15 protein-coding genes are annotated in these 12866 nt (G+C 34.7%); all 15 read right to left on the bottom strand.

Translation table 11 applies throughout. The features are described 5' to 3' along the window. Window positions 1-14: 14 nt before the first annotated feature. The 15 genes from CRO45_RS02515 to CRO45_RS02445 all read right to left on the bottom strand — a co-directional run bounded on the left by CRO45_RS02515 (window position 15) and on the right by CRO45_RS02445 (window position 12865). Entirely contained in the window at window positions 15-1160 is a 1146-nt protein-coding gene (locus tag CRO45_RS02515) for a 1-deoxy-D-xylulose-5-phosphate reductoisomerase (RefSeq protein ID WP_097148042.1), read from the bottom strand. Between the two features lie 18 nt (window positions 1161-1178). Next, a complete protein-coding gene (locus tag CRO45_RS02510) occupies window positions 1179-1973 on the bottom strand; it encodes a phosphatidate cytidylyltransferase (protein ID WP_097148041.1) in 795 nt (264 codons plus the stop codon). Beyond that, window positions 1970-2767, bottom strand: a complete 798-nt coding sequence (locus tag CRO45_RS02505; protein WP_097148040.1) for an isoprenyl transferase — start codon at window positions 2765-2767, stop codon at window positions 1970-1972. The genes CRO45_RS02510 and CRO45_RS02505 overlap by 4 nt, the downstream gene beginning before the upstream one ends. A 300-nt stretch (window positions 2768-3067) precedes the next feature. Then, window positions 3068-3625: a ribosome recycling factor gene (gene frr, locus CRO45_RS02500; RefSeq protein WP_097148039.1), complete on the bottom strand. Its 558-nt coding sequence runs from the start codon at window positions 3623-3625 to the stop codon at window positions 3068-3070. Further along, window positions 3625-4350 (bottom strand): UMP kinase, encoded by a 726-nt coding sequence (pyrH, locus tag CRO45_RS02495; RefSeq protein ID WP_097148038.1) that lies wholly within the window; start codon window positions 4348-4350, stop codon window positions 3625-3627. Before pyrH ends, frr begins: the two co-directional genes overlap by 1 nt. A 196-nt stretch (window positions 4351-4546) precedes the next feature. Further along, window positions 4547-5431 (bottom strand): translation elongation factor Ts, encoded by an 885-nt coding sequence (gene tsf, locus CRO45_RS02490; protein ID WP_097148037.1) that lies wholly within the window; start codon window positions 5429-5431, stop codon window positions 4547-4549. A 177-nt stretch (window positions 5432-5608) separates the two neighbouring features. After that, window positions 5609-6334 carry a 30S ribosomal protein S2 gene (rpsB, locus tag CRO45_RS02485; protein WP_097148036.1) on the bottom strand — a complete coding sequence of 242 codons (726 nt, stop codon included), beginning with the start codon at window positions 6332-6334 and terminating at the stop codon, window positions 5609-5611. A 342-nt stretch (window positions 6335-6676) separates the two neighbouring features. Continuing rightward, the gene (locus CRO45_RS02480; RefSeq protein ID WP_097148035.1) at window positions 6677-7237 is read right to left on the bottom strand and encodes a hypothetical protein; all 561 of its coding nucleotides are present in this window, start codon (window positions 7235-7237) and stop codon (window positions 6677-6679) included. 9 nt (window positions 7238-7246) lie between these two features. Further along, a complete protein-coding gene (locus tag CRO45_RS02475) occupies window positions 7247-7555 on the bottom strand; it encodes an RNA polymerase subunit sigma (protein ID WP_097148034.1) in 309 nt (102 codons plus the stop codon). 58 nt (window positions 7556-7613) lie between these two features. Next, window positions 7614-8384, bottom strand: a complete 771-nt coding sequence (locus CRO45_RS02470) for a FliA/WhiG family RNA polymerase sigma factor (protein WP_097148033.1) — start codon at window positions 8382-8384, stop codon at window positions 7614-7616. A 470-nt stretch (window positions 8385-8854) separates the two neighbouring features. Beyond that, entirely contained in the window at window positions 8855-9193 is a 339-nt protein-coding gene (locus tag CRO45_RS02465) for a hypothetical protein (RefSeq protein ID WP_097148032.1), read from the bottom strand. Continuing rightward, entirely contained in the window at window positions 9190-9687 is a 498-nt protein-coding gene (locus CRO45_RS02460) for a chemotaxis protein CheD (protein WP_097148031.1), read from the bottom strand. The genes CRO45_RS02465 and CRO45_RS02460 overlap by 4 nt, the downstream gene beginning before the upstream one ends. Continuing rightward, window positions 9688-10308, bottom strand: coding sequence for a chemotaxis protein CheC (locus tag CRO45_RS02455; RefSeq protein ID WP_097148030.1), 621 nt, complete (start codon window positions 10306-10308; stop codon window positions 9688-9690). 23 nt (window positions 10309-10331) lie between these two features. Further along, window positions 10332-10778 (bottom strand): chemotaxis protein CheW, encoded by a 447-nt coding sequence (locus CRO45_RS02450; protein WP_097148029.1) that lies wholly within the window; start codon window positions 10776-10778, stop codon window positions 10332-10334. A gap of 20 nt (window positions 10779-10798) precedes the next feature. Then, entirely contained in the window at window positions 10799-12865 is a 2067-nt protein-coding gene (locus tag CRO45_RS02445; RefSeq protein ID WP_097148028.1) for a chemotaxis protein CheA, read from the bottom strand. Window position 12866: the final 1 nt, after the last annotated feature.

Raw genomic sequence — 12866 nt, 5'->3', positions numbered from 1 at the left:
AACATGAATAGTTTCTATTTTACCATGCCAAGGACAGTTTTTCTCGTCTCGCTGTCTACATGTAAAATAGTTTCTAAATCTGGCATTAAAATATTGTTATGATCGTTCATAATTTGTTCTATGATTTCGTCGATTTGTAAGAATGAAATTTTCTCTTGTAAAAATAGAGAAACTGCTGCTTCATTTGCTGCATTCATCGCTGTTAAAACTGTCCCACCAGTGCGTCCAGCATCATAAGCAAGCTTTATAGCACGGTAGCGGTCAAAATCTACTTCTTTAAAGTGAAGTTGTCCAATTTGTGCTAAGTTAAGTCGCGTACTATTTTTTACTGGATAACGGTCTGGGAAACTAAGTGCATATTGAATAGGAACTCTCATATCAGGTGTACCAAGTTGAGCAATTACACTAGTATCATCATACTCTACTAGAGAGTGAATAATACTTTCTTTATGCAATAAAACATCAATTTGATCATATGGTAAATCAAATAATACATGAGCTTCAATAACTTCTAAACCTTTGTTCATCATCGTTGCAGAATCTATTGTAATCTTTGCACCCATTGACCAGTTGGGATGATTTAATGCTTCTTTTACAGTTACTTGTTTTAACTCTTCACGGGTTTTATCACGGAACGAACCACCAGAAGCTGTAATAATAATTCGGTTCACCTGTTTTTTATTTTCGCCATTCATTGATTGAAAAATCGCGGAATGCTCACTATCAACAGGTAAAATTGTTGCATTATGTTTTTTTGCCTCAGCCATTACAATATGACCAGCTGTTACTAACGTTTCCTTATTGGCAATGGCAATTGTTTTCCCCATTCGAATGGCAGCTAATGTGGATTCTAACCCAACACTACCTAATACAGCGTTTAATAAAACTGTAGAATCAGGATGCGTTGCTACTTCAACTAATCCCTTTTTTCCATATGTAAAATGAATCGTAGGGAACTGTTTTTGCAAGTCAGTTGCTGCTTGCTCTTCTTGCACTGAAACGAGCTCAGGTTGGAGTTGTTTAATAATTTCTATCGTTTTTTCTATATTTTTTCCTGAAGAGAATGCAACTAGTTTAAATTTTTCTGGATAAGCAAGTAATATATCAATTGTTTGCAACCCAATAGAACCAGTTGCACCTAAAAGACTAATTTTTTTCAAAACTAAAACTTCCTTTCACTAACTTACAAAATGCAGTAAATTTAATAACGGTAAAACGAATAGTAAACTATCAAAACGATCTAAAATTCCACCGTGTCCTGGTAAAATCCAGCCTGAATCTTTTACATCGTAGTGTCGTTTAATTGCTGACTCTACAAGGTCCCCTAATTGTCCAAAAATCGAACTAATAATCGTAACGATGATAAAATAACTCCAAGACATATTAAATGGAGTAATAATTTGCATTACAGAAGCTAAAATAACAGCAATAATAATCCCACCTACAAAACCTTCAATCGTTTTATTTGGTGAGATTTCTGGCCAAAGCTTCCGTTTACCAAATTTTCTTCCTGTAAAATAAGCACCAGAATCAGTCGACCAAACAACAAGTAGAGCATAAATAATATACGTAAGTCCTGCTTCTCTTGTTGTTATTAAGTAATAGAAACCAATTCCAATATATAATGAGCTCAGGACAATAAATCCAATTTCATCGAATGTGAAATGATTTTTCACCAAAACAGAATAAGCTAATAACAAAATTGTTCCTATAACTAATAACTCAAATTTTGAATAACTCGTTATTTCTAGCATTTGAGCTGCCCACTCAGGAGGCATTAATATTGCAAATAAAAGTAAAGTACCTATTAAACCAGGTACCGAATAGATCTTAATCCCTTTCATTCGGAGTATTTCATAAAGCGCTACTAGTGCTAATCCATATACTCCAATTGTAAAAGGTAATTTTCCATATACAACAAACGGGATAAAAATTGCTGCTGCTATGACTCCCGTTATAATTCGTTGTTTCAAACTTTCCCTTCTCCTTTCAACCCTCCGTACCTGCGATTTCTCTTTTGATAATCATGGATTGCATTTAAAAATGTTTGTTCATCAAAATCAGGCCAAAGAGTATCAGTAAACCAAAATTCTGTATACGCAAGTTGCCATAACATAAAGTTACTTAAACGTACTTCTCCACTTGTTCGTATTAATAAATCTGGCTCTGGTAATGTATTTGTCATTAAGTATTGATTTACTGTGGACTCATTTATATCATCAATCGTCAGTTGTCCATTTTCTACATTACTTAGTATTGCCTTCATTGCTTTTACTATTTCATCTCTACTTCCGTAATTCATAGCAAAATTTAAAATAAGTCCACTGTTATTTTTTGTTTTTTCCATCGCATCATTTAAAACGATTTGAGTATGCTTTGGAAGCCCGTCCTTATTTCCCATCATCGTTACTCTTATATTACGTTCCATTATCTCTGGTAAAAAAGAGTTGAGAAACTTTTCCGGTAAACTCATTAAGTATTCTACTTCTGATTTAGGCCGTTTCCAATTTTCAGTTGAGAATGCGTAAAGGGTAAGTACTTTTATACCCCCTAAATCATCGGCAATACGAGCGATTTTTCGAACAATTTTCATTCCTTCATGGTGCCCCGCAATTCGAGGTAAAGCTCGTTTTTTTGCCCAACGTCCGTTCCCGTCCATAATAATTGCAATGTGGCTTGGAAGTATTTCTTTATTAGACAAAATCGTAGCACGGTCTAATAAAGAGTTTTGTTTATTTCGTTTTTTTCCAAATAGTTTAGAAAACATTTTTGTATTCCCCCATTTACAATAAATCGGACGTATTCTTACATAATCATATCAAAAACGAATGTTTGTGTCTTTTTTAAGAACAAACAAATTTCAATCATTTTATTTACATTTACTGTATTTTAATATACGTAGTAAGTATAAAATAAATTATTACAAATAAAAACTGTAAGATATTTAGTAATAAGCGTTCACATGTATTGTGATCGTATGTATATTGAATTCTTTCACAATTATAAAAATGAAAAGAGACGCCCTTTATGGCAGGACGTCTCAATTGACATAAAGTTCTTTCACATTTTAAACTGCAAGGATTTCTTTTTCTTTTTCTTTTGCTAAATCATCAATTTTTACGATTGATTGATCTGTTAATTTTTGAACATCATCGTTAAATCCACGTAGTTCGTCTTCAGTAATATCGCCGTTTTTCTCTAATTTTTTCAAATCTTCGTTTGCATCACGGCGTACATTTCGAACTGCAATTTTCGCTTCTTCTGCCTCTTTTTTCACTACTTTTACTAGTTCTTTACGTCTTTCTTCTGTTAATGCAGGGATCGTTAAACGAATAACATTACCATCATTTGTTGGTGTAATACCAATGTCAGATTTCATAATCGCTTTTTCAATCTCACCTAATATTGATTTGTCATATGGAGTGATTACGAGTAAACGTGCTTCAGGAACTGAAACACCAGCTAGTTGGTTGACGGGAGTTGGGGCACCATAGTAATCAACAGTGATACGGTCAAGTAATGAAGCGTTCGCACGTCCAGCGCGAATGGATGCTAATTCACGTGAATATGCAGAAATTGATTTTTCCATTTTGTCTTTTGCTTGTGCTAATACATCTTTAGCCATTATAGACTCCTCCTAACAATTGTTCCGATTTTGTCACCTTGAACGGCGCGTTTAATATTTCCTTTATCCATAATTGAGAATACTATTAATGGGATATCGTTGTCCATACATAATGTGGAAGCTGTAGAATCCATTACTTGAAGTCCCTTTTGAATGACGTCTAAATATGTAAGTTCGTCATATTTAACAGCAGTTGGGTCAGTTTTAGGATCTGCTGAATAAACCCCGTCTACGTTATTTTTAGCCATTAAAATTGCTTCAGCTTCAATTTCAGCTGCACGTAATGCTGCAGTTGTATCAGTTGAGAAGAAAGGATTACCTGTACCAGCAGCAAAGATGACAACACGTTTCTTTTCTAAATGACGAACTGCTTTTCGGCGTATATATGGTTCTGCAACTTGTGTCATAACAATCGATGACTGAACACGAGTTTGAATTTCAAGCTTTTCTAAAGCATCTTGTAATGCAAGAGAGTTCATAACCGTTGCTAACATACCCATATAATCGGCTGATGCACGGTCCATCCCCATTTCACTACCAACTTTTCCTCGCCAAATGTTTCCTCCACCTACTACTACAGCAACTTCAACACCTAAATTAACAACATCTTTAATTTCTTCAGCAACAGACTTAATAATTTGTGGTGATAATCCAAAGCCTGCTTCTCCTGCTAATGCTTCACCGCTTAATTTAATTACAACTCGTTTGAATTGTGGCACACTCATAGTAAACCTCCGTAACTCATTATTTATGGATTTCTCTTGTTGAATTCATACGCTATTCGTAATAATACTCTCAAATCATCTATTTTATAAAGCAAATATTCGCGTATGTAAGTTTTATCTTGAAAAATAGGGAACACTGTGATGTGCTCCCTATTGTTTCAATGTGTAAATTAATGACACAATTATTTGATTTGTCTTAGTTACCTTTAACTTGGTTCATAACTTCTTCAGCGAAGTTGTCTTCGCGTTTTTCAATACCTTCACCAACAGCATAACGTACGAATGAAGTTACGTTTCCACCAGTTGCTTTTACGAAGTCACGTACTTTTTGATCTGAGTTTTTAACGAAAGTTTGGTCAAGTAAGCAGATATCTTCGAAGAATTTTCCAAGACGTCCTTCAACCATTTTCGCAACGATGTTTTCAGGTTTACCTTCGTTTAATGCTTGTTCAGTTAATACTTTACGCTCACGCTCAACTTCTTCTTCAGAAACTTGGTCACGTGAAACATAAGTTGGGTTAATAGCTGCGATGTGCATAGCTACATCTTTAGCAGCTTCTTCGTTTGTTGAACCTTCAAGTACTACTAATACACCAATTCTTCCACCCATGTGTAAGTAAGAACCGAATGCATCAGCATCTGTTTTTGTTTTAATTTCGAAACGACGTAAAGTGATTTTTTCACCAATTGTTGCAACAGCTGATGAAATTTGGTCAACAACTTTAACGCCCTCAGCATTTACTACTTCTAAAGCAGCTTCTACAGATTCAGGTTTTGCAGATAATAGAGTTTCAGCAAGGCTTGCAACTAATACTTGGAATTTGTCATTTTTCGCTACGAAGTCAGTTTCTGCGTTAACTTCTAAGATTACAGCTTCATTTCCTTTTGCTAAAATGTAAGTTGTACCTTCTGCAGCGATACGGTCAGCTTTCTTAGCAGCTGAAGATAATCCTTTTTCACGTAAGAAATCAACTGCTGCGTCAATGTCTCCGTTAGTTTCTACTAGTGCTTTTTTGCAGTCCATCATTCCTGCGCCTGTTTTTTCACGTAGTTCTTTTACTAATTGTGCAGTAATTGCCATGGGGGGTTCCTCCTTAAAATTGTACATAGTTTTTACTATATCTATTTGCTCAATTTAGACTTAGAATAGCCAAGAAACTTTCAAATAAATCGAAAATTATCGGCGGTAAACTTTGTCTAAAATGTTCTTAAAAAAAGGTGATAAGGGGAATATCCACTTATCACCTTAAATAGTGAATTACTCAGCTACTACTGCTTCTTCAGCTGCTGGAGCTTCAGATTCACCTTGTTTAGACTCGATTAGAGCATCAGCCATTTTAGCAGTTAATAATTTAACAGCGCGGATAGCATCATCGTTAGCAGGGATTACATAGTCGATTTCATCTGGATCACAGTTTGTATCAACAATACCTACGATAGGAATATTTAATTTGCGAGCTTCAGCTACAGCAATACGCTCTTTACGTGGGTCAACAACGAACATTACGTCCGGAATTTCTTTCATATCACGAATACCGCCTAAGAATTTAACAAGACGTTCGTGTTCTTTTTTAAGTTGAACAACTTCTTTTTTAGGAAGTACGTCAAAAGTACCGTCTTCTTCCATTTTTTCGATTGCTTTTAAACGTGCAACACGTTTTTGAATCGTACCGAAGTTTGTTAAAGTACCACCTAACCAACGTTGGTTGATGAAGTAGTTACCAGAACGGATAGCTTCTTCTTCAATTGCTTCTTGAGCTTGTTTTTTAGTTCCTACGAAAAGAACTTTACCACCGTCTTGCCCAACTTGGCGCATGAACTCGTAAGCTTCCTCTAATTTTTTAACTGTTTTTTGTAAATCGATAATGTAGATACCGTTACGCTCAACAAAAATGTATTTTTTCATTTTTGGGTTCCAACGGCGAGTTTGGTGACCGAAATGTACACCAGCTTCAAGTAATTGTTTCATTGAAATTACTGACATGAATGTTTCCTCCTAATGTTTTGGTTTTTTTCCTCCGCATTTTTCATCTGTAACAAGCAACTTTTAGTTCTAAAAGCACCACTTACTACATCAAAATGCGTGTGTTTTATCACATTTGCCTTGGCGAATGTGCCGCCCAGATTTTTTCGAGCTCGCTCGAAAATTCACCTTTAAAAATCTGTGGCATCCGCCGGAGGCAATTAACTTCATACTTCCTACTACTTTGAGAAGTATTAGGTTTATGGTTTAGCCTCAAATTGTTTGAAACAAAAATCACTTTAAATGAAGTTAATTTAACACCAAGTGATATCATAACACAACGTATTGCCTACTGCAACAATTTTAAGCTTGGAATTTCAATAATAATTCGATCTCAGTCTTACCTTTATTCGTCAATTTTGCTATTTCTTCTATATTTTTTCCTTGATTATGTAATTTTATAACATGTTCTTTAAAGGAAATTATCGGTGCTTCAGAATTTGACTCAAAGGCATTATCAACTGTTTTAGTATCGTTATTCGTTTTTAATGTTTTATTTTTACTATAGGCATTTCTAGCAATAGACTTCGGCACAAATACTTTTTGTTCATATGAAAGATTATTTGAATCTATATTTCCCTCGTTCTTATCGGTAGTCCGTTCTATTTCAGTTTCTACCATATCTGCTGTTTTTCTTACCTTTTTTGTAGGTTGAACTTCTGAGAGTTCTTTAATTAACCGATCGTTCTCTTCTTGAATTTCAACAAGGTATAGACTAATGGACTCTTCCATTTCACGCATTATTTTTTCTTGTCGTACTTCTAAATCTTTAAATTTAGCAACCTTTGCATTTAATAAGGCTATGATGTAAAAACAGAACAGCTGTGAAATAATTAATAAAATAATAAATATAGTGGTTAACATCTGTTTCTCCTATCCACTGTAATCAATAAAGTTCCCTTTAAATGGATGAGTTGCTTTCTTTGTTTCCTTAGTGTCTTTCTTTGGATGATTCTGTTTCGTCTGTTGATCGTTCCCGTTTTTGTTGTTTTCATCTTTGTTGATTTTTTCTGTCGGTTCAGTATCAATTACAGTCAATTGCTTTCGCACCAACTCTTTTTTTAAAGCCTCATTGGCATTTAGTTGCTGCTGTAGAACATTGTGCTGATGCTGTTCAGCTAATTTTCCTGCATCAAAAGTCTTAGGAATGGCTATTTGTAATTCCACACCTTTTAAACTCATTAGTGAACCTCCAATCTTAAATCAGTTCTCGCTTAGATTGGCAAAGATACATTCCAACTTAGTTAACATTTATCATTTCTGAAGAGAGAAGCTTTCTTAGTTTAAATAATGCCTTAGAATGAATTTGTGAAATACGGGAAGTTGAAAGATTCAACATTTCGCCAATTTCAGTTAGCGTCATTTCTTCAGTATAGAATAGACTAAGAACTAATTGCTCTTTCTCATTTAAATTTTGAATATTTTTTACCAATTCATCGATTAATTCTGATTGTATGGCGGATTGTTCTGGCGTTTTTGTACGTTCATCACGGAGAACGAATTCTTTTCCTTCAGATTCATCCTGATCTTGTTGTTCATTAATGGACAATAGATTTGAAAAGAAATGTTCTTGTACTGTTTGATAAATATCATCAACCGGGACATTCATGTGTTCTGCTAATTCTTCGGGAGTTGGGTGTCGCATTAACTTTTGCTCTAGTTTTTCAATTTGAGCGTCCATTTTCTTCGCCTTTTCCCTAGCAGAACGTGGTAACCAATCTTCTTTTCTAAGTCCATCAATGATTGCTCCCCTAATACGGAACGAAGCATATGTATCAAATTTTAAATCTCTATTAATATCGAATTTATTTAGTGCATCAAATAGTCCAATCATTCCTAAGCTGAAAATTTCATCTTTTGAAATATTTTTAGGTAATCCCGCACTAATTCTTTGTGCATGGTAATTCACTAATGATTTATATTTTTTAATCAGCTGATCACCAGCTTGTGGATCTCGATTTTGTGTCCAGCTATTCCAAAGTTTTTGTTCGTCTAAAGTTGGTTGTACCATCGTATCACCTTTCTTCAGGCTGTGCGTAAATTCTAATGTTATTATAACAAATACCGCCAAAAAAACACATTGTTCGATTAATCCGAAATTGTACTATTCTGTGTAATTTGAAAGATCCCTTTGAATTCTTATTCTAACAAGTAAAAAAGTACAATCATTCTTTTCCGATTGTACTTTTTGGATATAGTGTCGTTCGCTTCCGATGCAGGCCTCGCTTTCCACGGGGAAGCCTTGAGCCGCTTCGAGCTAAAGCTCTGCAGGGTCTCAAGTCTGCTTCTACATCCCGTAGGACAAGGAATGCTTCCTTGAATTTACATCACAACGAGAAAATGCTTTAGCATTTTAGAGAGAGTCTCAGCCTGCCTCTCCAGCGAACGTCTTTCTAATTAAAGTATGAGCATATTTTTATAACAATTCTCAAGACAATTTGATCGCTGAAAAAGTATTTTTTATCAAGCCTTTTTGTTTTGTTAACTATTCATCATTGTTCTTACAACTTTTGCAATCTCCCCTGAGCTACTATCATTCATTTCAAATGAAGATGTACTTTCCTTTGGTTGTTGAGAAGCCTGAGTATTGGATTTATTTTCGTCTTTATTAGATGCCTCTATGTTATCTTCCGGTGTATATAATATGTATCCAATTAGGTATCTAATAATAAACATTGCAACAAATCCAATGATTGCAAAAATAAATGACCCTATAATAATACTGAAAGGAGATTCGGGTTTTTGGAACATAATTAAAAAGTAAAATGTAAATGCAGCTAAGGCTGCCCAGAAATTTAAAAGAAGTGTACCTACCATCATATATCACACACTCCTTGATTGACGGTGCGAATATTTAGCAGACTATTTTCAGGGTTAAATTCAATCGTTCTACCACTATTTCCACCAGTATTTTCTGCAACAATTGGTATACCGTGTTTTTTCAAAGCATTTTTAACTGCTTCAACATTACGGGGGCCAATACGCATCGTATCGTTATCCGTTGTAAATTTGAACATCTGAGCTCCGCCAGCGATTTTTGCCTTCAATCGAAATGGTTGTACCCCTTCTGCTTTCAACTTATCTATTAAAGCTTCTATACCTGTATCAGCGAACTTTGCTACATTTAGAGTGCTTGTTTTCCCTAGACTTGAATCTGGTAACATTACATGAACTAAACCTGCAATTTTTTTCGTTTCGTCATATAAAACTACACCAACACAAGAACCAAGACCTGAAGTGCGAATTGTATCTGGTGATTTTACTACATCCATTTGAGCGATTCCTACTTTTACTACCTGTTTAGACGAAAACATTTAAACAACACCTAAAGCATTGAATAACGATTCAAATGATTCAGGATCTGGTAGAAGGAAGAAATGGCCACGTACTTCCTCACAGTCACCATATCCTTCTTCAAAAATGGATGTATTAATCACTATGACATGGTCACTGATTTGTGATATCTCGATTAAACCAATACTAATAATCGCTCCAAACATATCAACTGCTAGCCCAGGTACAGTTGGATATATCTTTAGTCCTGTAAAATCCGATAATGCAGATAAATAAGATCCTGACAATATATTACCTAGCTCTTGCATAGCTGATAACCCTATTTCTGATACAAGATTATTTGAAAAATCAAATTGTTCATCTTGAATTAATCGTTGAATAAAACGGTTTGCTTGCTCCACAGGTAATATAAAGAACATGCTCCCCTCTACATCACCTTCGATACGTAAATAGATACCTACTACAACATTTTCAGATCCACCCGCAAGTTCCATCATATCTGTAAAGTTCACCATATCTACGTTTGGGACCCGCATGTCAATTTTTCTACCTACAAGATTGGATAAAGACGTTGCAGCATGAGCAGCACCAATATTCCCAATTTCTTTTAGAATATCTAAATGTAATGCAGTTATTTTCATTTTTGTATCCCTACTTTTAATAGTTAGTTGTCTGGCATTAATACTCTATTAAGATGTAAAAGAATTAAAAGACGATTGTCAATTTTAGCAACACCAGATATAAATTCAACCTCAACGGTACCAACAACATTTGGTTGATTTTCAATTGAATTTACTGGTATATCAATTACATCGTTTGCAGAATCAACAACAAAACCAACTTCCATATTATCAAGGGTACAAATGATAATTCTTGTGGAATCCATATATTCTGCAGTTGGTAATCCAAAACGTTCTCGAAGGTCAATGATTGGCGTTACAACACCTCTAAGATTAATAACGCCTTTTACGTATTTTTCAGCTTTAGGTACACGAGTAATATGCATTAACTTCTCAATTCCTTGCACGTTAGAAACAGGGATTGCGTATTCTTTCTCACCTAATTGAAAAATAATTACCTTCATAAATTCTTGGTCAACTAAATTAGTCATATTAACACCTCTTTCATCCTTTACTTCATCAATGCGTTACAATCTACGATTAATGCAACTTTACCGTTTCCTAAAATAGTTGCACCAGAAATGGCAAAGATGTTTGTTAAATAATTACCTAACGATTTTAGGACGATTTCCTGTTGCCCAATAAAGGAATCTACTACTAAACCTGCTAGTTTATCGCCTTTACGAACAATGACAACAGATTGATACTCATCATCGATTTCTTTTTCGCGAGGAACTTCAAAAATTTCTTCTAAATAAATTAACGGTACAACTTTTCCTCTAAAATCGATTACCTTTTGATTATGTGCATTTAGTATATCTGACTTTTTAATAATTGAAGTTTCGATAATTGATGATAGCGGTATTGCATACATTTCATCTTCAATTTCAACTAACATGACAGAAATAATCGATAATGTAAGCGGTAATTGAATAGAGAAAGTTGACCCTACACCTTCTGTCGAGTCAATTGAAATACTTCCACCTAAGGATTCAATTGTTGTTTTCACTACATCAAGTCCTACACCACGGCCTGAAATATCGGAAATCACTTCTGCAGTTGAGAACCCTGATGCAAGAATTAATTCATTAATTTCCTTATCTGTTAATGTAAGGGCACTTTCTTTCGTAACGATTCCTCGTGCTATAGCTTTTTTCAATACTTTATCTTTATTAATACCAGCACCATCGTCTTCAATTTCGATGAAGACGTAGTTTCCGCTATGATAAGCTCGTAAAATAACGGTACCTTCTTCAGGCTTACCTTTTGCAATACGCTCTTCAGGACTTTCAATTCCATGATCAAGTGAGTTTCGAATTAAGTGAACTAAAGGATCACCGATTTCATCAATTACTGTTCGGTCAAGCTCTGTCTCGGCACCGATAATTTCAAGGTTAATCTTTTTATGTAAATCACGAGATAATGTACGGACCATTTTAGGGAAACGATTGAATACCGTTTCTACAGGAACCATTCGCATAGTTAGTACAATATTTTGTAAATCACCCATCGTACGGCTCATTCGTTCAACCGTTTCGTTTAATTCGGTATGATTCACCTCAGAAGAAATCGATTGAAGTCTCCCTCTATCAATCACTAACTCTTCAAATAGATTCATTAGAATATCTAGTCGATCAATACTTACTCGAATCGTTTTACTTGAAGCATGTGACTGTGATTTAGATGGAGTCGATGATTTTTGTTTCGTTTCATTTTCAGTTGGCTGAACAACAGGTGTTGGTTCAGTATCTGTGTTAGTAATTGGTTCTACCTGTGTTACTTCTGTTGCAGAGGTTGTAAACATATCTTTTGTTAATGTTGAAACTATTACTTTATCTACCTCTGAAACTTTCATAATCTTTTTCTGAATTTCTTCCGCAGAATCTTTCGTAATAAATGCAACTTGGAATTGTTGGTCAAAATTCTCTTCTTCAAGTTGATCGGCAGAAGGAACTGATTTAATAACATCGCCGTTTTTCTCTAAAATATCAAATACCATAAATACACGAGCTGCTTTTAATAGGCAGTCTTCACGAAGAATTACCGTAATTTCAAAAGCATTGTAATCCTGCTCTGAAGATTGTTGTAAAACAGTTTTTTCATAGTCATCATATTGCATATGCTCTACTTCGTTAATTTGCGTAACTGTAGCTGCAACTTCTTCTAAAGCTTGAGCTTGTTCTTGGGAGGAAATAGGTTGTCCAGATTCAATTGCTTTTAGTTTAGCTACTGTATCTTTTACATCACGTTTTCCATCTCCACCATCTGCAATATCCATAATCATATCTTCTAGGTGATCTACGGATTCAAAAACAACGTCTAATATGTCCGAACTGACACTAATTTTATTGTTTCGAATAGCATCTAAAACATTTTCCATTTTATGAGTTAAGTCTGCTAAATCTTCATAACCCATTGTGGCAGACATACCTTTTAATGTATGAGCAGAGCGGAAAATTTCATTTACGATACTTAAATCTTCTGGATTCTTCTCTAATTCTAGTAAATTATCACTACAAGATTGTAAATGTTCTTTACTTTCTTCAATGAACATTTCTAAATATTGATTTAACTCCACC

Source organism: Ureibacillus acetophenoni, from assembly GCF_900220965.1.
GTDB classification, from domain to species: Bacteria; Bacillota; Bacilli; order Bacillales_A; family Planococcaceae; genus Ureibacillus; species Ureibacillus acetophenoni.
The sequence above is the reverse complement of the archived record's forward strand: the minus strand, read 5'-3'. Positions and strand labels throughout refer to the sequence as shown.